The organism is Aeromonas bivalvium (assembly GCF_000819765.1).
Taxonomy (GTDB): domain Bacteria; phylum Pseudomonadota; class Gammaproteobacteria; order Enterobacterales; family Aeromonadaceae; genus Aeromonas; species Aeromonas bivalvium.
Genome location: NZ_CDBT01000030.1, coordinates 16,559 through 35,884 on the forward strand (window position 1 = coordinate 16,559; position 19,326 = coordinate 35,884).

18 protein-coding genes are annotated in these 19,326 nt (G+C 64.7%); 6 read left to right on the top strand and 12 right to left on the bottom strand.

Features of this window, described 5'->3' with window-relative positions; genetic code table 11:
- Window position 1: 1 nt before the first annotated feature.
- The 9 genes from BN1119_RS10675 to asnS all read right to left on the bottom strand — a co-directional run bounded on the left by BN1119_RS10675 (window position 2) and on the right by asnS (window position 9,648).
- The gene (locus BN1119_RS10675; RefSeq protein ID WP_041997698.1) at window positions 2-1,105 is read right to left on the bottom strand and encodes a beta-N-acetylglucosaminidase domain-containing protein; all 1,104 of its coding nucleotides are present in this window, start codon (window positions 1,103-1,105) and stop codon (window positions 2-4) included.
- Between the two features lie 25 nt (window positions 1,106-1,130).
- Window positions 1,131-2,861 (bottom strand): potassium/proton antiporter, encoded by a 1,731-nt coding sequence (locus tag BN1119_RS10680; protein WP_041997700.1) that lies wholly within the window; start codon window positions 2,859-2,861, stop codon window positions 1,131-1,133.
- Between the two features lie 207 nt (window positions 2,862-3,068).
- Entirely contained in the window at window positions 3,069-3,218 is a 150-nt protein-coding gene (locus tag BN1119_RS20045) for a hypothetical protein (protein WP_084205416.1), read from the bottom strand.
- Window positions 3,215-3,934: a M15 family metallopeptidase gene (locus tag BN1119_RS10685; RefSeq protein ID WP_041997763.1), complete on the bottom strand. Its 720-nt coding sequence runs from the start codon at window positions 3,932-3,934 to the stop codon at window positions 3,215-3,217. The genes BN1119_RS20045 and BN1119_RS10685 overlap by 4 nt, the downstream gene beginning before the upstream one ends.
- Before the next feature lie 26 nt (window positions 3,935-3,960).
- Window positions 3,961-5,088 (bottom strand): succinyl-diaminopimelate desuccinylase, encoded by a 1,128-nt coding sequence (dapE, locus tag BN1119_RS10690; protein WP_084205417.1) that lies wholly within the window; start codon window positions 5,086-5,088, stop codon window positions 3,961-3,963.
- 22 nt (window positions 5,089-5,110) lie between these two features.
- Window positions 5,111-5,461 carry an ArsC family reductase gene (locus BN1119_RS10695; protein WP_041997703.1) on the bottom strand — a complete coding sequence of 117 codons (351 nt, stop codon included), beginning with the start codon at window positions 5,459-5,461 and terminating at the stop codon, window positions 5,111-5,113.
- A 450-nt stretch (window positions 5,462-5,911) separates the two neighbouring features.
- A complete protein-coding gene (locus BN1119_RS10700) occupies window positions 5,912-6,226 on the bottom strand; it encodes a hypothetical protein (protein WP_041997705.1) in 315 nt (104 codons plus the stop codon).
- A 373-nt stretch (window positions 6,227-6,599) separates the two neighbouring features.
- Window positions 6,600-7,943, bottom strand: a complete 1,344-nt coding sequence (locus tag BN1119_RS10705; protein ID WP_041997708.1) for an anaerobic C4-dicarboxylate transporter — start codon at window positions 7,941-7,943, stop codon at window positions 6,600-6,602.
- 304 nt (window positions 7,944-8,247) lie between these two features.
- Window positions 8,248-9,648, bottom strand: a complete 1,401-nt coding sequence (gene asnS, locus BN1119_RS10710) for an asparagine--tRNA ligase (protein ID WP_041997710.1) — start codon at window positions 9,646-9,648, stop codon at window positions 8,248-8,250.
- 181 nt (window positions 9,649-9,829) lie between these two features.
- Here asnS and BN1119_RS10715 point away from each other — a divergent pair, with 181 nt between their 5' ends.
- Entirely contained in the window at window positions 9,830-10,171 is a 342-nt protein-coding gene (locus BN1119_RS10715) for a hypothetical protein (protein WP_041997711.1), read from the top strand.
- 118 nt (window positions 10,172-10,289) lie between these two features.
- Here the strand turns inward: BN1119_RS10715 and BN1119_RS10720 are convergent, their stop codons facing one another.
- Together BN1119_RS10720 and bioA are read right to left on the bottom strand one after the other, a co-directional pair.
- Window positions 10,290-11,099, bottom strand: coding sequence for a HAMP domain-containing protein (locus BN1119_RS10720; protein ID WP_041997712.1), 810 nt, complete (start codon window positions 11,097-11,099; stop codon window positions 10,290-10,292).
- Window positions 11,100-11,234: 135 nt separating this feature from the next.
- Window positions 11,235-12,509, bottom strand: coding sequence for an adenosylmethionine--8-amino-7-oxononanoate transaminase (gene bioA / locus BN1119_RS10725; RefSeq protein ID WP_041997713.1), 1,275 nt, complete (start codon window positions 12,507-12,509; stop codon window positions 11,235-11,237).
- Window positions 12,510-12,701: 192 nt separating this feature from the next.
- On the opposite strand from bioA, the gene bioB reads away from it, so the two are divergent.
- From bioB to htpX, 5 genes are all read left to right on the top strand, one after another.
- On the top strand, window positions 12,702-13,781 hold the full coding sequence (bioB, locus tag BN1119_RS10730) for a biotin synthase BioB (RefSeq protein WP_041997714.1): 1,080 nt from the start codon (window positions 12,702-12,704) through the stop codon (window positions 13,779-13,781).
- The gene (gene bioF / locus BN1119_RS10735) at window positions 13,778-14,959 is read left to right on the top strand and encodes an 8-amino-7-oxononanoate synthase (protein ID WP_041997715.1); all 1,182 of its coding nucleotides are present in this window, start codon (window positions 13,778-13,780) and stop codon (window positions 14,957-14,959) included. Before bioB ends, bioF begins: the two co-directional genes overlap by 4 nt.
- The gene (gene bioC, locus BN1119_RS10740; protein ID WP_041997716.1) at window positions 14,949-15,737 is read left to right on the top strand and encodes a malonyl-ACP O-methyltransferase BioC; all 789 of its coding nucleotides are present in this window, start codon (window positions 14,949-14,951) and stop codon (window positions 15,735-15,737) included. Before bioF ends, bioC begins: the two co-directional genes overlap by 11 nt.
- 44 nt (window positions 15,738-15,781) lie before the next feature.
- Entirely contained in the window at window positions 15,782-16,489 is a 708-nt protein-coding gene (gene bioD, locus BN1119_RS10745; RefSeq protein WP_041997717.1) for a dethiobiotin synthase, read from the top strand.
- 75 nt (window positions 16,490-16,564) lie between these two features.
- The gene (gene htpX, locus BN1119_RS10750; RefSeq protein ID WP_041997718.1) at window positions 16,565-17,440 is read left to right on the top strand and encodes a protease HtpX; all 876 of its coding nucleotides are present in this window, start codon (window positions 16,565-16,567) and stop codon (window positions 17,438-17,440) included.
- Window positions 17,441-17,517: 77 nt separating this feature from the next.
- Here htpX and BN1119_RS10755 read toward each other — a convergent pair whose 3' ends face one another.
- Window positions 17,518-19,314: an MOSC N-terminal beta barrel domain-containing protein gene (locus BN1119_RS10755; RefSeq protein ID WP_041997719.1), complete on the bottom strand. Its 1,797-nt coding sequence runs from the start codon at window positions 19,312-19,314 to the stop codon at window positions 17,518-17,520.
- Between the last annotated feature and the right edge of the window lie 12 nt (window positions 19,315-19,326).

Genomic DNA, 19,326 nt, shown 5'->3' on the forward strand with positions numbered 1-19,326 from the left:
CTCAGTCGGTGAGGCAGTCGGGGTCGAATGCGTATTCGCCATCGAGCCAGCGCACTATCTCGTCGACGCAGGCTTGATCCCGAAACGGCAGGTAACGGCGTCGCAAGGTGCCGATCTGCTCCGGCGTGAGCTGGGCCAGGCCAATGTCCTGAAACAGCGGCAGATCGGCTCCAATCATGGCGGCGATCTGGGGGCCGCAGGTGGCATGGAGGGCGTCGTGCAGCGCCTTGTCCGGATCGTAACGTTTGCCGAGGCGATAACTCATGGGCAGGGAGGCCAGCGGCAGGGCCGAGAGCGCCGCCTGCTTCATGGGGTTGACGCCGTGGCCCGAGGTGAGTGCCGCAAGCTCGGCGGGCCGGTTCTCGAAGGCGCGCAGGTGCAGGAGGCTGCTTGCCTTGCTGCCGTCGTTGACCGGGTAGTTGTCCCAGAGGAAGGGCTTGCGTTGCAGCCAGTCGGCAGCCTGCTCGAGGTGTGCGGCCGGGTATTCGGTGGAGCAGACCCTGGGGCCGGTCCAGAAGATGTCGAAGCGCCGATCCAGTCCCTGGCCCAGATCCTGGAGGTAGTTGGCCGGCATGGCGCCGAACACCTTCTCCAGCACGGGATCCGTACTGTAGTAGCTGGGGCAGAACAGCAGGCGGCGGGCGTGGCTGTGGGCCGCGATGTCGTGGGCGATCCGGATCTGCAGGGGGGCGAGCTCGGGGCTGTCGCCCACCATGTCATCGAACAGGACGGCCAGCATGTCCGGGGCCAGCTCGGCATCGATGACCCTCAGCTTCTCGAGCAGGGCGGGGCGCTGGCGTTCGTAGTCGTGATGGGCGCCCATGGGGCTCAGACCGATGCCAAAATCCAGGCCATTGGCGCGGCACTGCCCGGCAAACTGGCGCAGGGCGTTCAGCTGATCCTCGGGCCAGGGCAGGGCCCAGTGCTTGCGCAGATAGCCATCCTCTTTCGGGGCGTAGAGGTAGAAGCCATAGCCGTGGCGGGGCAGCCACTGGGCGTAGCGAGCGCGGGCGTCCCAGCTCCAGCCCTTGCCAAAGAAGCCCTCGATGAGACCGAGGTGGGGGTTGGGGGCGCCGATGCCCGCCATCAGGCTGTGCTCAGACATAATGTATTGCTCCGTCAAGGGGCGATCAGACCGGGTCTTCGTCGAGGAAGCGCACGCCTATCTTGCTCGCCTCGTCTTCATCCATCTCGGCCACGGTCCAGATCATGCCCTGCCATGGGTACTGGTCACCCACTACCAGATTATCGCCCAAGCGCCCCGCAAGGAAGTCGCCCAGGCTCTGCTCCGGCTCGTCCAGCTCGCCAAGATCCAAGCCATAGAGGGGGGCGAGATCGATCAGGCGGGCCGAGGCATCGAGCAGGAAGTCCCCGAAGAAGCGGGGGCCCAGATCCTGCTCCGGGGCCTGGCTGAACAGCTGGCCGAGGGCGGTGAGGTCGTGTTCGTGGCCGATGACGCAGAGAATGTCATCGGCCTGCAGGCAGGTACTGCCGGAGGGGTGGAGCAGCTCCTGGCCGCGAAACAGGGCGCAGACCCGGGTGCCCGCCGGCATCTTGAGATCCCGCAGCGGGGAGCCGATGCACCACTTCTCCGAGCCGAGCCGATAGACGAAGGTCTCCCACTGGCTGTCGAGATCGATCTCCAGCCCGGCGCGGTTGATGGGGGAGGGGGGGGCCGGCACCTCCACCCGCGCCAGGCGTGAGGCCAGCGGCAGCGAGCTGCCCTGCAGGATCAGGGAGACCAGCACCACGAAGAAGGCGACATTGAAATAGAGCTGGGCATTGGGCAGCCCGGCCATCATGGGGAAGACCGCCAGTATGATGGGCACGGCGCCGCGCAAGCCCACCCAGGAGATGAACCAGCGCTCGCGGGGGGCGAAGTTCTTGAAGGGCAGCAGCCCGATCCAGACCGACAGCGGGCGGGCTATCAGTATCATCCACATGGCCAGGGCCAGGCCCGGCAAGGCGATGGGCATGAGGTTGCTCGGGGTGGCGAGCAGGCCCAGCACCAGGAACATGCCTATCTGGCTCAGCCAGGTGAGGCCGTCCAGCACGGAGAGGGTGGTGCTGCGGCTGCGGATCACCCGGTTGCCCAGCAAGAGGCCGGTCAGGTAGATGGCGAGGATGCCGCTGCCCCCCAGGGCCGTGGTGAGGGCGAAGATGAGCAGGCCGCCGCTGACGGTGAGCAGGGGGTAGAGTCCGGGCGCCAGACGGGCCGTGTTGATGAGCTTCCACAGCAACCAGCCGGCCCCCAGCCCAAGGCCCGCCCCCAGGCCGAACTGTTGCAGCAGCTGGAGCAGGAAGGACCAGTCCAGCCCCTGCTGGCCGGTGGCCAGCACCTCGATCAGGGTGATGGTGAGGAAGACCGCCATGGGATCATTGCTGCCCGATTCTATCTCCAGGGTGGCGCCGACCCGCTCGTTGAGGCTGCGCCCGCCGAGCAGGGAGAAGACTGCCGCGGCATCGGTGGAGCCGACGATGGCGCCGATCAACATGCCCTGCATCAGGTTGAGGTCAAACAACCAGGCCGCCATCAACCCGGTCAGGCCCGTGGTGATGGCTACCCCCAGCGTGGCCAGGGAGAGGGCGGGCCAGAGTGCGACCCGAAACGAGGAGACCCGGGTGCGCATGCCACCATCGAGCAATATGATGGCCAGCGCCAGGTTGCCCACCAGGTAGGCGACCGAGTAATCGGCGAAGTGAATGCCGCCGGGGCCATCTTCCCCCGCCAGCATGCCGACCGCGAGGAAGATCACCAGAATGGGGATCCCGAGCCGGGACGAGAGTGCGCTTAACAGGACACTGGCTCCCACCAACAGGGCACCGATAAGAAAGAAACTGTTGATGGTCACTGCATCCAATGGCGAACTCCTTCTGTCAAAACGCAAATCAGGCACATTATATGCATTTACCCCCTGCTTGTGTGGGCTATTTGTGCATTATTTTGCAATTTACGACATCTTGCGTCACGGGCGGCCATCGCTGCCAGCGGGTCATGGCCAGGGGGGAGGAGGGGAAAGAAACCGGCGGCGTCGGATGAAAAAAAGCCCCTTTCGGGGCTTTTTTTGTCAGTAGTCGTCCTCGTCATCCTTGACTTCGCGGATCTTGTCCTTGTACTTGGGCAGCTCTTTCTCGATCCGTTTCATGTCCTTGATCGCATTGAGAAATACACCAAGCAGAAACAGGAGTGGCAAACCGATTAACAACCAGAGACTCATGGGGTGCTCCTATTGATGTCATGGACGCTGTCATGGTCTGTGCGCTGGGGTAAGACGTAGCGGGCCAGTATCTCGTCGAGGTGGGTCAGGATCGTCTGCTTACCTTCAATATCCGCCTGTTGCAGGCAAAGCGCCAGCGCCCCGGCATCGAGCCGCTGATGTTGTGCCTGGGGGGCAAAGCTCAGGTGCCAGGGTTCGAAGGCGACCTCACTGCCCAGGGTCTGGCCATCATGCCGGTCATAGGGCAGGAAAAACCCGAAGTCGCCCATATGGGCGTCGAGCCAGCCCGCCAGCTCGGCAAACCAGCCTCCCGCGGCATACTCCCAGGGCTCCAGGGCCAGCCGGGTACCGGCGGGTAGGCAGTCCGGATCATAGATGTCCAGATCCGTGCCCCAGTGGTGGCGGCTGGTGCCCGGCAGGGCGCTCCAGCGCAGGATGGCATGGAGCCGATCGACCTCGCTGAGCAACAAGGCATCCAAGGGCTGACCGTCGCCATCTTGCAGCGGCCGCTCGCCGCGCCACTTGCCATTCCAGATGGCCAGCTGACGCTCGAAGCTGCGCCAGCTGGAGGCGGGCTGCAGATTGTGGCCCGCGGCGGCGGCGGCCAGCTGCATGGCGTGAAAGGCGTTGGCGGCGGCCGGGGTGAGGCGGTGAGGCCCGGTCCCGAGCACCCTGAGATGCCCCTCATCCTGGCCAAGCAGTTGTGTCTGGGTCAGCACTGTGTCTCCTCCCGCAGCAGGCTTCATGGCAGCAAACGGGTCAGCACACCCTGATACATGTCCGCCAGCAGATCCAGATCGCCGGCTTTCACGCACTCGTTCACCTTGTGGATGGTGGCGTTGACGGGCCCGAGCTCGATCACCTCGGCCCCGGTGGGGGCGATGAAACGGCCGTCCGAGGTGCCCCCCGTGGTGAGCAGGGCAGGCCGCTGGCCGTTGACCTCGGCCACGGCGGCGACGGTGGCCTCCAGCAGGGCGCCGGTATCGGTCAGGAAGGGCTGGCCGGAGAGGGTCCACTTGAGCTCGTAGTCCAGACAGTGCCTGTCCAGCAGCGCCTCGACCCGCTCGCGGATGGCCAGATCGGTGAGCTCGGTGCTGAAGCGGAAGTTGAACTGGACGTGCAATTCGCCGGGGATGACGTTGGAGGCGCCAGTGCCCCCCTGGATATTGGCTATCTGGAAGCTGGTGGGGGGGAAGAAGGCGTTGCCCTGATCCCACACGGTTGCGGCCAGCTCGCTCAGGGCCGGCGCCGCCTTGTGAATGGGGTTGTCCGCCAGATGGGGGTAGGCCACGTGGCCCTGCACTCCGCGCACCAGCAGATCGCCGGTGATGGAGCCGCGGCGGCCGTTCTTCACCACGTCTCCCACTTCGGTGGTGGAGGAGGGCTCGCCGACGATGCACCAGCGGATCTTCTCGTTGCGCGCCTCCAGGGTGTCGATCACCCGGGTGGTGCCGTTGATGAAGGGGCCCTCTTCGTCCGAGGTGATGAGGAAGGCGATGGAGCCGGAGTGATCCGGGTGGGCGGCCACGAAGCGTTCGGTGGCCACCACCATGGCGGCCAGCGACCCCTTCATGTCGGCGGCGCCGCGGCCATAGAGGATGCCATCCTGGATGGTCGGCTCGAACGGCGGGGTGTGCCATTTGTCCAGCGGCCCGGCGGGCACCACGTCGGTGTGACCGGCGAAGCAGAACAGGGGGCCCTCGCTGCCGCGGCGCGCCCAGAGGTTGGTGGTGTCTTCAAACACCATGGGCTCGATGACGAAGCCCAGGCGCGCGAGGCGCTCCGCCATCAGGGTCTGGCACCCTTCATCTTGCGGCGTAACGGAGGGGCGGCGGATCAGATCCTTGGCCAGTGCGATGACATCCGACATCGGCATTCCTTAAAAGAAGAGGTTAACGGGGGAAGAGGGATTGATACTGGTCTGCTTTGAAACCCAAGTGCAGCTCGCCGTCCAGATCCAGCAGGGGGCGCTTGATCATGGCGGGGTGCTCCAGCAGCAGGGCGCGGGCTTTGGCGGTGTCGAGCCCTTGTTTGGCCTCCTCCGGCAGGGCGCGGAAGCTGGTGCCGCGGCTGTTGAGCAGCGCCTCCCAGCCCAGTTGTGCCAGCCAGCCATCCAGTTGGGCCGGATCCAGGCCATCGGCCCTGTGGTCGTGGAAGCGGTAATCGACGCCGGCGTCGGCGAGCCACTTGCGCGCCTTCTTGATGGTGTCGCAGTTCTTGATGCCATAGAGGGTGACGGCCATGGGGGGTCCTTGTCTCTTGTCTGCGGGCCTGGGCCCTGAATTCAACGAAGGCCAGATTCTGGCATTGTGGCCGTTGCAAGGCAACGACCTGGGCCATCTCTTGCTGGCGCCAGGCAGGCCGAGCCCGTGGTGGCTGAAGGGAAGAGCCCCAATGCAGGGCATGCATCATGGGCCATCATGCAATGGCAACAAAACATTTCCTTGGAAAGAGTCTTTGCTCTAGTCTGCTGGCCGTCTCGCGTCCATGTCGGTGCCGGTCATGGCCAGTGCCATCCGCCGCCCTCTTCGCGTGGTGCCAGGGGCGGCGACGACGCGAGCACGTTTTGACTCTGCCAACCAGAGTGTTGCTTGCTTGTCTGCCCGCCATCATGGCGGGTTTTTTTTGGCAAGGTCACGGGCCAGATAGACGAAACGCGCCATCGAGGCGCGTTTTATCTTGCGGGAAGGGAGTCAGGGAGCGACGGGCCATTGATAATCGAAGACCCGTGCCCGCTCCCAGGGGGCTTCCGGCAGGCCGGAGCTGAGCCCGGCGTACTTGCCCACATCGTCCACCACTATGGTGGAGAGCACGGGCAGCTGGTGCTCGGTGCAGTACATGCGGATGCGTTGCAGCAGGGTGCGCAGCTCATCCTGGCAAGTCTCCAGCCCGGCCATCTTGGCCAGCTTGGAGTAACGAATGGTTGAGCGTTCCTTTGCCGACGCGACGAGAATATCCCACAGCTTGTAGTCGCAGGTTGTCATGCTTGCGGTGGCCTGGTTTGTCATAGCTCTCTCCGGTGCGAAATGGTCGCTGGGTATCGGTGCCGATCTTGGCAGCTTGGTCGTGGCGAGTCTTGATCCAACGCAAAAAGCGGGTCATTAATCTCCCCCTGTCTATCGGCGGAAATTCTAGAACGTCGACGGTAGTTTAAAAAACTTAATTTTATTTAATTTTCAGTGATTACTGTTGGTTTTTGATGATTTCATGATGTTTGCAGGCAATGAGGCAGGCTTGGTGGCGTATGAGCCTCTGGCACCGCGGGCCGGATGGCCGCGCCCATGATGCGGCTGCGGGAAAGGTTCACCCCGGATGCGGCCCGGGCAGATGGCACGGGAGGCCGATGGCCTCCCGCTTTTTTTGTGGTCTGGCTTGCCCGTCTCAGAGCAGCAGGCTGGTCAGCAGGTAGCCCAGGGTACAGGCGGTACCCACCCCGATGAGCCCGGGCAGGATGAAGCTGTGGTTGATGATGAACTTGCCAATCCGGGTGGTGCCTGAGCGGTCGAAACCGATGCAGGCCAGATCGCTCGGGTAGGTCGGCAGCACGAAGTAGCCGTAGCTCGCCGGCAGGAAGGCGATCAGCAGCTTGGGCTCCACTCCCAGGGCCAGTCCCATGGGGGCGATGGCGGTGAGCGCCGCCGCCTGGCTGTTCACCAGCTTGGAGATGAGGAACAGCACCAGGGCATAGGTCCAGGGCTGGGACTGCACCACGTGGGAGAGGCTCTCCTTGAGGGCATCCATGTGGCTGATGAAGAAGGTGTCGCTCATCCAGGCCACCCCGAACACCGAGAAGATGGCGACCATGCCCGCCTTGAACACGGGGCCGTTCGAGATCTCGCTCGGCTTGACCTTGCAGCGCATCAGTATGATGGCGCCGGCGATCAGCATCATCATCTGGATCACCAGGTTCATGGAGAGGGGACCCGTCTTGCCCTTGATCTCGAACACGGGTCGCAGTCCCTCGTTGGCCCCCAGCACCACCACGGCGGCGATGGCGGCGAAGAAGATCCAGGTGGACCAGTAGGCTTCTTTCGGGAACGCGTGATCGAGCAGGGTCTGGTTGCCGCCATAGATGAAGGCGCGCTGCTCCGGATCCTGCAATCTGGCCTGGAACTCCTCGTCCTTGTCCAGATCCTTGCCGCGGCGCAGGCTCCACAGGGCCGCCACCAGCACGCCGCACAGGGAGGCCGGGATGGAGATCATCAGGATGTCGAGCAGGCCGTAGGCCTCGCCTATGCCGTGACCGGCCGCCAGGATGGAGACCAGGGAGACCACGGCCACCGAGACGGGGGAGGAGCAGATCGCCATCTGGGAGGCGACGGAGGCCACCGCCATGGGCCGCTCCGGACGTATGTTCTTCTGCAGCGCTATGTCACTGATGATGGGGAACATGGTGTAGACCACGTGGCCGGTGCCGCACAGGAAGGTGAGGGTCCAGGTGGTGAGGGGGGCCAGTATGGTGATGTACTGGGGATGGCGGCGCAGCAGGCGCTCGGCTATCTGCATCATCAGGTTGAGGCCGCCGGCGGTCTGGAGCACGGAGGCACACCCTATCACCGCCAGTATGGTCAGCATCACCTGCACCGGGGGCTCGCCCGGGGTCAGCCCGAACACGAAGGTCAGCAGGAACAGACCTATGCCACTGATGAGGCCAAGCCCCATGCCTCCAAATCGGGTCCCCAGCAGCAAGCAGCCGAGCACCACCAAAAATTCCATCAAGATCATTCCATTACCTCGTGTGATTGAATCCATGTCCGCACTGGCCCTGGGGCCCGGGAGCATCTGTTGTGGTTATTTGCCCCTAACGGGTCAGTGGGTATTCTTGCACCCCTAAAGGGGTAAAAAATTGAGGTGGTTCAATAACGGGCTCTTTTCCGATTTAAGTGCATAAAAACTACGGCTGTGCCTCTGGACAGGGCGGCAGGGGGAGGCGGGCGAGGGAGTGGCCGAGGAGTGTGCGCAGCAGAGGCGGCAAACGAAAAAGCCGACCCAAGGGTCGGCTTTTACACGGTGCGAGCAGGCTGTCGCCTTAGAACTCGGCGGTGCGGGGGGTGCGCGGGAAGGGGATGACGTCGCGCACGTTGCCCATGCCGGTCACATAGACCACCAGGCGCTCGAAGCCCAGGCCGAAGCCTGCGTGGGGCACTGTGCCGTAGCGACGCAGGTCGCGGTACCACCAGTAATCTTCCTTGTTCAGCCCCATCTCGGCCATGCGCTGATCCAGCACCTCGAGGCGCTCCTCACGCTGGGCACCGCCGATGATCTCGCCGATCCCCGGGGCCAGCACGTCCATGGCGGCGACTGTCTTGCCGTCGTCGTTGAGGCGCATGTAGAAGGCCTTGATGTCTTTGGGGTAGTTCTTCACCACCACGGGAGACTTGAAGTGCTCCTCGGCCAGATAACGCTCGTGCTCGGAGGAGAGGTCGATACCCCAGGAGACAGGGAACTCGAACTTCTTGCCGCAGTTCTTCAGGATCTCGATGGCGTCCGTGTAGTCAATCTGGGCGAAGTCGGAGGCAACGAAGCGCTCCAGACGGCCGATGGCATCCTTGTCCACGTGCTGGGCGAAGAACTCCAGATCGTCGCGGCGCTCCGCCAGCACGGCGTTGAATACGTACTTCAGCATGGCTTCGGCCAGGGCGGCGTTGTCTTCCAGATTGGCGAAGGCGATTTCCGGCTCCACCATCCAGAACTCCGCCAGATGGCGGCTGGTGTTGGAGTTTTCGGCGCGGAAGGTGGGCCCGAAGGTGTAGACCTTGGACAGGGCGCAGGCATAGGTCTCGACGTTGAGCTGGCCGGAGACGGTCAGGAAGGTCTCCTTGCCGAAGAAGTCCTTGTCGTAGTCCACCTTGCCGGCGTCGGTACGCGGCAGGTTTTCCAGATCCAGGGTGGAGACGCGGAACATCTCGCCGGCCCCTTCGGTGTCGGAGGCGGTGATGAGGGGGGCGGCAATCCACAGATAGCCCTCTTCATGGAAGAAGCGGTGGATGGCCTGGGCCAGGCAGTTGCGCACCCGGGTCACGGCGCCGACGATGTTGGTGCGCGGGCGCAGGTGGGCCTGTTCACGCAGGTATTCGATGCTGTGGCGCTTGGCGGCCATGGGGTAGGTGTCCGGATCTTCGACCCAGCCGACGACCTTGACCTCGGTGGCCTGCAGCTCGAACGCCTGGCCGCTGCCCTGGGAGGCGGCGACCACACCGGTCACCTCCACGGAGCAGGCGGTGGTCAGACGCAGCACTTCATTCTCGTAATTGGCCAGGGTATTGGGAACGACGGCCTGCACCGGATGGAAACAGGAGCCATCGGATATGGCCAAAAATGAGATCCCCGCCTTGGAATCGCGGCGGGTCCGGATCCACCCTTTCACTGTCTGGGTGGTGCCAACCGAATACTTACCGGCCAGCACATCAACTACGGATGCGTGCGTCATCGAAATATTGTCTCCAGCTTGTTCTTGCAGCGCTATTTGCAACACTAGGGGTCTGACCCGGGCACAGATGGCCCACCATGGCAGACTAAGCCGTCAATCTTACCCGCGCAGGTTTGATAAACAAGCAAAAATGTCAGACGCTGGGGGAGCAAGGGCCAATCGACATGAGGGGCGAAGCGGGATGGAGCGACGACGCGGACCGGATGGATGGATAGTGCTGCTGCACTGGCTGGCTCTCCTCTGCTGGGCCTGCGTCCTGGTGCTGCTCACCCTCTATCACTACGCCAGGCCCGAGATAGCCTACGGCTTCCTGCGTTACGGCGGCATCGAGGTGCGCGAGCACTGGGATCCGGCGCTCACCCCCTGGCTGGAGCAGAGCCTGTGGGGCTGCGCCGCCTTCACCCTGCTGGTACTGGCACTGCAATACCGGCGCAGTCGCCGGGAAGAAGATGGTTATGGCGCCTCCCTGATCCTGCTGCTGCTGATCCTGACCGCCAGCCTGCTGCTGTTCTACTTCGGCTGATCCGGCCCCTGAAGTGCCTGTCGCGCCGAATCAGCCTTGTGTTGTGCTATGTCGGCTGTCCGGCCTCTGAGGGTTGCTGCCGTGCTGCGTCGGCCGCTGCGAGCCAGCCCTGGCTCCGCTATTTCGGCTGACGCGACTCAGGCTCTTTGCCCCTGCGCTTGCCGAGCTGGCGCTCCACGCTGTCGAGCATCTGGTTGTAGGCCAGCGCCACCCGGCCTATCTCGTCCCCTTCATCCCCCTCCAGCCGATGGCCGAAGTCGCGTCGGTCGGTGGCCTCCTCCATGGCGCGGGTCAGCCGGTTGAGGGGACTGACAATCCAGGTGCGGATGACCCAGAGGGTGAGCAGGAGTCCCAGGCCGAAGATGAGGGTGAGGCTCAGGGCCGAGGTGAGGATGTTCTGCTCGACCCGGGTAAAGAGGGAGTCGAGGGAGTAGTCAAAGCGCACCGCCCCCAGCACGCTGTTCTCCGGCACCAGGTGACAGCTGGTGCAGTCTGTGCCGCGAAAGTTGCGCTGGGCCAGCAGGGGACGGGTCACCACCAGTCGGCTGTGCTGACCGTCGTGTACCACCTCCATGCTGCCCTTGCCCGCCAGCGCCAGCCTGTCGAACTCGTCCCTGGGCTGCTCGTTGTCATAGCCTGGGCCGAACTGGCTGTTCACCGCCTCGCCGCGCACGATGCGGGCATCCTCCACATGGGCGTGGTCGAGAAACTTGTTTCTCAGGGTGTCGCGGGCCGCCATCTTGTTGGTCAGCATCAGCATGTTGAGACCGTCGAAATAGGCCTCGGTCTGTTCGCGGCTCTGCTCCTTGATGAGGGTCAGGATGAGGTCGCGCTCGCGCACCGCCTGATAGGACGCCGAGAACACCAACACCATGGAGAAGATGAACAGCAGGAAGAAGTTGAATTTGGCGGCAATGGAGAGGCGCATGGGAAAGGTACATCTGTTGGGTAAAACCCGCGCAGTCTACTCTCCTCGTCGGACGGGTTTTGGTGCCTTGCTCACATTCTGGCGAAAAAGCGCCAAAAGGCCCTGCGTTCTCATGCAGGGCCTATTCATCGAGACTCAGAATTCGCCGCTGGTGATGGCCTCGTGGATGGCGCCGGTCAATACCCGCAGTTCTTCGGGCGTGATGACGAAGGGGGGCATCAGGTAGATGAGCTTGCCAAACGGGCGGATCCAGGCCCCCAGCTCCACGAACTTGCGCTGGATGCGCGCCACGTCCACCCGCTCCTTCATCTCCACCACCCCGATGGCGCCGAGCACCCGCACGTCGGCAACCGCCGGGTGCAGGGTCAGCTCTACCAGTTCGGTGCGCAGCTGATGCTCGATGGCCTGCACCCGTTCCTGCCAGGGTGAGGCCAGCAGCAGTTCGATGGAGGCGTTGGCCACGGCGCAGGCGAGCGGGTTGCCCATGAAGGTGGGGCCATGCATAAAGACCCCGGCCTTGCCGTCACAGATGGTGCGAGCGACCTGCTCGGTAGTCAGGGTGGCCGACAGCGTCAGGTAGCCCCCGGTGAGCGCCTTGCCCAGACACATGATGTCGGGGCTGATCCCCGCCCAGTCGCAGGCAAACAGCTGGCCGGTGCGGCCAAAGCCGGTGGCGATCTCGTCGGCAATCAGCAGCAGACCGAACTCGTCGCACAGGGCGCGCACCCACTGCAGGTAGCGGGGGTGGTAGAAGCGCATTCCCCCCGCCCCCTGGACGATGGGTTCGAGCACGATGGCGGCGATTTCCTCGTGATGATCCGCCACCAGGGTCGCCAGCTCCACCACGCAGCTCTCGTCCCACTGGGCGTGGAAGCGGCAGCTGGGGGCGGTGACGAAATGGTGTTCCGGCAGGAAGCCCTGGTAGAGCTCGTGCATGCCGCCATCGGGATCGCACACGCTCATGGCGCCGAAGGTGTCCCCGTGATAGCCGCCCCTAAGGGAGACGAATTTGGCCCGCGGCGTACCCTTGGCGTGCCAGTACTGCTGGGCCATCTTGAGGGCCACCTCCACCGCCACCGAGCCGGAATCCGCCAGAAACACCCGATCCAGCCCCTTCGGGGTGATCTCCACCAGCTTGCGGCACAGCGCCACCGCAGGAGCATGGGTCAGGCCGCCAAACATCACGTGGGACATCTTGCCGAGCTGGGCGGTGGCGGCCGCGTCCAGCTCCGGCACCTGATAACCGTGGACGCAGGCCCACCAGGAGCTCATGCCATCCACCAGTTCACGGCCGTCGCTGAGGGTGAGGGTCACCCCCTTAGCGCTGGCCACTTCATAGCAGGGCAGAGGATGGGTGAGGGAGGTATAGGGGTGCCAGACGTGGTGCAGGTCGAATTCTTGGTTGGTCATTTTGTGTTCTGTTGTCAATTGATTTGATCTTGTCGGTGTTGACAGTCTACGCGCGCTCTCTACACTAGCCAACCATTTCAGCCACTTGGCTTCGCGTACGCCCTGGCGTCGCAGGGTCCAGCTGGCGGGTCTTGCCGCCATCTCTCGATGAGCGAGGCGCAGGATCCCACCTATCACAACCGGAAGCCATGTATGAATGCTCTCACCGCGGGCGCTCACGCCCTTCGCCACGACTGGACCCTCGCCGAGGTTCAGGCTCTCTTTGCCCTGCCATTCAACGATCTGCTGTTCCAGGCCCAGACGGTACACCGCGCCCATTTCGACCCGAACGAGGTGCAGGTGAGCACCTTGCTCTCCATCAAGACCGGCGCCTGCCCGGAGGATTGCAAATACTGCCCCCAGAGCGCCCGTTACCACACCGGGCTCGAGACCGAGCGGCTGATGGAGGTGGAAAAGGTGCTGGAGCGGGCCCGTGAGGCCAAGGCCAACGGCTCGTCCCGCTTCTGCATGGGGGCCGCCTGGCGCAACCCGAAAGAGAGGGACATGCCCTATATCCTGCGCATGGTCGAGGAGGTGCGCGGGCTCGGCATGGAGACCTGTATGACGCTAGGGATGCTGACCGCGGATCAGGCGGCGCGTCTGGGTGCCGCCGGGCTCGATTACTACAACCACAACCTCGACACCTCGCCGGAGTTCTATGGCGACATCATCACCACCCGCACCTATCAGGACCGCCTTGATACCCTGGAGCACGTGCGCGGTGCCGGCATGAAGGTCTGTTCCGGCGGCATCGTCGGCATGGGGGAGCAGGCAAAAGACAGGGCGGGCCTCCTGATGGCGCTCGCCAACCTGCCCCGCCACCCGGAGAGCGTGCCCATCAACATGCTGGTCAAGGTGAAGGGGACGCCCATGGAAAACCAGGAGAATCTGGACCCGTTCGAGTTTATCCGCACCATAGCGGTGGCGCGCATCATGATGCCGGCTTCCCACGTGCGCCTCTCCGCCGGGCGGGAGAAGATGAACGAGCAGATGCAGGCCATGTGCTTCATGGCGGGGGCCAACTCGATTTTTTACGGCTGCAAGCTGCTGACCACCCCGAACCCGGACGAGAACAGTGACATGCAGCTGTTCAAGCGCCTCGGCATCCGCCCCGCCCAGCGGGCCCAGAAGCCGGATCAGGTGCAGGAAGAGGAGCTCTTGGCCCGGGTGGCCAGCCAGCCGGTGGGGGGCGATCTCTTCTATGATGCCAGCCAGCCCAAGGCCGGACGATGACCCCCCCCTTCGCCCTGGGGGAGGCCCTGGCCGAACGTGAGCAGGCCGCCCTGCTGCGCCGACGCACCCCTGTGGATGTGGCGAGCGGCGGGCGGATCCGGGTCGGGGGACGCGACTACCTCAACCTCTCCGGCAACGACTACCTGGGGCTCGCCGAGCATCCCGCCATCAAGGCCGCCTTCAAGGAGGGGATCGACCGCCATGGCGCGGGCGCCGGCGCCTCCCCCCTGGTGACCGGCTACAGCCGCGCTCACCAGCAGCTGGAAGAGACGCTTGCCGAGTGGCTCGGCGTGGAGGCTGTGCTGCTGTTCAACTGCGGTTTTTCGGCCAATCAGGCTGTGCTCAAGGCCCTGCTTGGCAAGGAGCATCTGCTGTGGCAGGACAGGCTCAACCACGCCTCCCTGCAGGAGATGGGCAGCCAGCTCCCCTGCAGGATGAAGCGCTTCGGCCACAACGACATGGCGGCCCTTGAACGGCTGCTTGAGCCAGATCGGGGCCTGATCGTCTCGGAAGGGGTGTTCAGCATGGACGGGGATCAGGGTCCCTGGCGCGAGCTTAGCCAACTGGCTGCCCAGAGCGGCAACTGGCTGATGATCGACGATGCCCACGGCCTCGGCGTGCTGGGGCCACAAGGGCGCGGCACCCTAGCGGCGCAAGGGGTTGCTCCTGCCAGCGTACACATCCAGATGGGCACCTTTGGCAAGGCGCTCGGGGTGGCTGGCGCGTTTGTGGGGGGCAGCCGCGAGCTGGTGGAGTATCTGGTCAACTTCGCCCGCCCCTATGTCTACAGCACCCATATGCCCGCCGCCCAGGCGTGCGCGGTGAGCAAGAGTATCGAGCTGGTGCGCGCCGCCGACGAGGCCCGTGCCCATCTTGCCGAGCTCGTCGCCCGTTTTCGCCAGGGGGCCCGCCAACTCGGCTGGTGCCTGGGGGAGAGCGACACCCCGATCCAGCCCCTGCTGGTGGGGGAGAGCAGTGCCGCCTTGCAACTGGCCGAGCGGCTGCGCGAATGCGGCGTCTGGGTGAGCGCCATCCGCCCGCCCACTGTGCCGGTCGGCACGGCGCGCCTTCGCATCACCCTGTGCGCCGCCCACGGCGAAGCTGACGTGGATCGCCTGCTCGAGGCCCTGGGGCCTCGCCCATCCACTGACGAGAGAGGAGGCGCCCATGCTCCATGAGCGTTTCCAGTCGGTGGACAAGGCGCAGCTTGCCCGCCGCTTCGGGGCCGCCGCCCGCCACTACGACGCCCACGCCCGTTTCCAGCAGGAGGTGGGACAGGCGCTGTTGGCCCAGCTGCCCCAGGGGCAGTGGGAAGACGCCCTGGATCTGGGGTGCGGCACAGGCTTCTTTTTGCCGGCGCTGGCCTCGCGCTGCCAGCGCCTGCACGGGCTGGATCTCGCCCCCGGCATGCTGGCCCAGGCGGCGAGGCGGGGCAGCGGCGCCCGCCTGCTGTGTGGCGATGCCGAGGCCCTGCCCCTGGCCGATGCCAGCCTGGATCTGGTCTTCTCCAGCCTGGCCCTGCAGTGGTGCGAATGCCCGCAGCAGGCCTTTGCCGAATTGCACCGGGTGCTGAGACCGGGGGGGCGGGCCCTCTTCTCCACCCTGCTGGATGGCTCGCTCTGGCAACTGACCCAGGCCTGGCAGGCGGTGGATGGCAAACCCCACGTCAATCGCTTCCTCGGACAAACCCGGCTCAGGGAGGCCCTTGAAAAGTCAGGCTTTGAGACCCCAATTATCGAGGTGCGCCCCTGGCACCTGGGGTATGGGCAGCTGGCCGAACTGCTGCGCGATCTCAAGGGGATAGGGGCGAGCCAGGTCAACGAAGGGGGACAGGGGGGCCTGGGGGGCCGGGCCCGGCTGGTGCGCCTCACCCAGGCCTATGAGCGCTTTCGCCGTGGCGATGGCCTGCTCGAGGCGAGCTACCGCGTGGCCCTGGTGCAGCTGCAGCGGGCCTGAGCCCGGCGCTGACAGGGCGAACAATCATCCGACGAGGAGCTGAGATGGCGACTTTTTTTATTACGGGCACGGACACGGATGTGGGCAAGACGCTGGTCACCCGCGCCCTGTTGCAGGGGCTGAGCGCCGAGGGGCTGGCGTGCGCCGGCTACAAGCCGGTGTCGGCGGGCTGTGAACCGACCCCAGACGGGCTGTGCAACAGGGATGCCCTGCTGTTGCAACAGGCGGCCAGCGTCGCGCTGCCCTATGAGTGGGTCAACCCCTTCGCCTATGCCCCCCCCATTGCGCCCCACATAGCGGCGACCCAGGCGGGGCAGCCCATCGATGAGGCGGGGATCACGGCCGGTCTGCGCCGTATCGAGGGCAGCGGTGCCGACTGGGTGCTGGTGGAAGGGGCGGGGGGCTGGCACCTGCCTCTCAACGAGCACAGGCTGCTTTCGGACTGGGTGGCGCAGCAGCGCCTGCCTGTGGTACTGGTGGTGGGGGCCAAGCTGGGGTGTCTCAACCATGCCCTGCTCACCCTGGCCGCCATCGAGCAGGCGGGTCTGTCCCTGGCGGGCTGGGTGATGAACCGGCTGCCCTGTGGCATGAGTTGCTACGAGGAGAATCTGGCGACCCTGCGCCAGCGTCTGCCCGCTCCCCTGCTGGGTGAAATTCCGACCCTGAGCGACCCAGACAGCGCTAACTTACGGGAATATCTCAATATTTCACTGTTGCGCCGGGCCAGGTATTCAGGGAGCATTCATAGATAACCGCTACTATGTGTGGCAGGTGGGCGTGGGTCGGTTGACCGGCACGGGCCCCTTTCATTCTCACAAGGAGTCTATATGAAGCGAATCATGCTATTCCTGGTGACCAACCTGGCCGTCATGCTGGTGCTGGGGGTGGTACTCAATATCCTGTTCTCGGTGCTTGGCATCAACAAGTCCAGTATCTCTGGCTTGCTGATCTTCTGCGCCGTGTTCGGTTTTGGGGGCTCCTTTATCTCCTTGCTGATGTCCAAATGGATGGCCAAGCGCAGCTATGGTGTCCAGGTCATCGAGCAACCCCGCAACGAGACCGAGCACTGGCTGGTCAGTACCGTGGCCCGTCAGGCCCGCGAGGCCGGGATCAAGATGCCGGAAGTGGGCATCTATGAGTCTTCCGATATGAACGCCTTCGCCACCGGTGCCCGTCGCGACGACTCCCTCGTCGCCGTGTCGTCCGGCCTGCTCTACAGCATGAGCCGGGACGAGGCGGAAGCCGTGCTGGCCCACGAGGTGAGCCATGTGGCCAACGGCGACATGGTGACCCTGACCCTGATCCAGGGTGTGGTGAACACCTTCGTGATGTTCTTCGCCCGCATCGTGGCCGGGGTCATCAGCAATGTCTTCAGCTCAAACAGCGACGAGGAGAGCAGCAGCTCGGGTGGTTTCGCCTACATGATCACAGTGTTCGTGCTGGAGATGATCTTCGGAGTGCTGGCCTCCATCATCGTGATGTGGTTCAGCCGCCAGCGCGAGTTCCGCGCCGATGCGGGCGCCGCCAAGCTGGCTGGCCGCGACAAGATGATAGCGGCGCTGCAGCGCCTCTCCCGCGGTGCCGAGCCGCAGATGGAAGGGGCCATGATGGCCTTTGGCATCAACGGCAAGCGCTCGGTGAGCGAGCTGTTCATGAGCCACCCGCCCATCGAACAGCGCATCCAGGCCCTGCGTCAGGGCTGATGAGAGACCATTGAAAACGGCTGCCTCGGCAGCCGTTTTTTTTATCTCTGTTCGTGGTCAACCCGGGGTGTCCCGGCTCAGGCTATCTCTATGTCGGTCAGGGGCACGGCGCAGCAGGTGAGGATCTTGCCCTGGGCCCGCTCGGCCTCGCTGAGGGCGGGGGCATCGGGTTGGTCCACTTCCCCCGCGCTCAGGGTCTGCTTGCAGCTGCCGCAGATCCCGGCGCGGCAGCTCCAGGGCAGCTCAATCCCCTGTTTGCTGGCCTGATCGAGGATGGTGCCCTGATTGTTGCCGGCGAAGCGCTTGCCCGCGATGCTCAGGGCCAGGGCCTGATGGGGCCGGTCGGTGATGAGGGGGGCGCCGCCAAAACTCTCCTGGCGGATCCGGCTCACCCCGGCCGCGCCGAGCAGGGCGATGGCCGAGGCCATGAACCCCTGGGGGCCGCAGAGGAAGACTTCCCGCTCGCCAAGGCCGCTGACACGGTCGAGGTGATCCTTGCCGAGTCGGCCGCGCAGCCCCTGCCAGCTCTCGTCGGCCTGGCTCAGGATAAGGGTCAGCTGCATGCCTTGCCGGGTCAGGGCGTGGAGTTCCTCGGGGGCGGGGATGTCGGCCTGGCTGCGGCACTGGTGCATGAAGTGAACCTCGCCAAGCTCGCCGCGCAGGGCCAGGGTGCGGGCGATGGCGAGCATGGGGGTGACGCCGGATCCCGCCGAGAGCAGTAGCAGGCGGCGCTCGCGACCAAGCTGGAACTCGCCGGCGGGGTCGGCCGCCAGCACCCGATCCCCCACCTTGAGGTGGCGGTGCAGCCAAGAAGATAGACGGCCATCGGCCTGACGCTTGACCGAGATGGCGTAGCGCCCCGCTTCATCCGGGCTGGAGCAGAGGGTGTAGCGGCGCTGTACCCGCTCGCCCTTGATGTCCACGAAGAGGGGCAGGTGCTGGCCCGGCTGATAGTCGGGCAGGGGCTCGCCATCTTCGGCCTCGAACCAGAAGGTCTCCAGATCCCGGGCCAGGGATCCCCGGGCCACGCACACCAGCGCCCGCTTCTTCGGGGCGCCATTGCCATAGACGAGGGGGCGCACCCGCTCCAGCACCTCAATCTCGCTGCCCGCCTCGATCCAGCCTTCGTTCAGGGCCACCAGATTCTGGCCAAAGTAGACATCGCCGTCCTCGCCGCGCCGGTAGCGAGCCAGGGTGGCGAGCGGCTCCTTGAGGGCATTGAAGCGGCTGGTACCGGGCTCCACCGTGGTCATGATGCAGCGGCTGCACGGCTTGGCCACCAGAAATTCCACCTCGCCGATGCGAATGCGCTTCCAGCCGTCCTCCTCGAAGGGGCGGGTGCCGCTTGCCACCAGGTTGGTGCGAAACTGGCTCATCTGATGCAGGGCGTCGGATCTCAGGTTGAGATCCGCAAGGGAGGCCTGGCTGATGAGCAGCAGAGGATAGCCGTCGGCAAAGCTGACCCGGGTGCCCGTCTTTTCCCGAAAGCGGTTGGACTCCTCCCCCAGCCAGAGCAGGCGAACCGGCTCCCCCGCCACCCGGCTCAGCCACAGATCCGCCTGCTCATGGGTGCGCAGGGCATGGAAGCTGTCACCCCAGACGCCCGTGCTCTGGGGGATCAGGCTGAAATCCTGCGGCTGCAGGGTGAGCATCTCCTGGCCCGGGTAACGCAGTTGCAGGCCGCCCTCCACCGGGGTGGCCACCACCTGCTGCAACTGGGGGTGAGTGCGGGCTGTGATGAAGGTGCCGTCGGGTTTGACCACCATGTAGCGGCGATCCCCGGCGAGCCCCTCCTGGGTCACCCTGGCGCGGGTTGGCGCCATGCCCGCCGTCGATTTGATGGGATAGAGATGTATGCTGGCGAGGGTCGGCATGTCCGGGTCCTT

Excerpts from the sequence above, each read along its gene's own strand:
- asnS (WP_041997710.1), bottom strand. The coding sequence starts at position 9,648 with ATGACGCACGCATCCGTAGTTGATGTGCTGGCCGGTAAGTATTCGGTT.
- BN1119_RS20045 (WP_084205416.1), bottom strand. The coding sequence starts at position 3,218 with ATGAGTCTCTGGTTGTTAATCGGTTTGCCACTCCTGTTTCTGCTTGGT.
- BN1119_RS10675 (WP_041997698.1), bottom strand. The coding sequence starts at position 1,105 with ATGTCTGAGCACAGCCTGATGGCGGGCATCGGCGCCCCCAACCCCCAC.
- BN1119_RS10700 (WP_041997705.1), bottom strand. The coding sequence starts at position 6,226 with ATGACAAACCAGGCCACCGCAAGCATGACAACCTGCGACTACAAGCTG.
- bioD (WP_041997717.1), top strand. The coding sequence starts at position 15,782 with ATGGCGACTTTTTTTATTACGGGCACGGACACGGATGTGGGCAAGACG.
- bioB (WP_041997714.1), top strand. The coding sequence starts at position 12,702 with ATGAATGCTCTCACCGCGGGCGCTCACGCCCTTCGCCACGACTGGACC.
- bioC (WP_041997716.1), top strand. The coding sequence starts at position 14,949 with ATGCTCCATGAGCGTTTCCAGTCGGTGGACAAGGCGCAGCTTGCCCGC.
- BN1119_RS10695 (WP_041997703.1), bottom strand. The coding sequence starts at position 5,461 with ATGGCCGTCACCCTCTATGGCATCAAGAACTGCGACACCATCAAGAAG.
- htpX (WP_041997718.1), top strand. The coding sequence starts at position 16,565 with ATGAAGCGAATCATGCTATTCCTGGTGACCAACCTGGCCGTCATGCTG.
- bioA (WP_041997713.1), bottom strand. The coding sequence starts at position 12,509 with ATGACCAACCAAGAATTCGACCTGCACCACGTCTGGCACCCCTATACC.
- BN1119_RS10755 (WP_041997719.1), bottom strand. The coding sequence starts at position 19,314 with ATGCCGACCCTCGCCAGCATACATCTCTATCCCATCAAATCGACGGCG.
- bioF (WP_041997715.1), top strand. The coding sequence starts at position 13,778 with ATGACCCCCCCCTTCGCCCTGGGGGAGGCCCTGGCCGAACGTGAGCAG.
- BN1119_RS10705 (WP_041997708.1), bottom strand. The coding sequence starts at position 7,943 with ATGATCTTGATGGAATTTTTGGTGGTGCTCGGCTGCTTGCTGCTGGGG.
- BN1119_RS10720 (WP_041997712.1), bottom strand. The coding sequence starts at position 11,099 with ATGCGCCTCTCCATTGCCGCCAAATTCAACTTCTTCCTGCTGTTCATC.
- BN1119_RS10715 (WP_041997711.1), top strand. The coding sequence starts at position 9,830 with ATGGAGCGACGACGCGGACCGGATGGATGGATAGTGCTGCTGCACTGG.
- dapE (WP_084205417.1), bottom strand. The coding sequence starts at position 5,088 with ATGTCGGATGTCATCGCACTGGCCAAGGATCTGATCCGCCGCCCCTCC.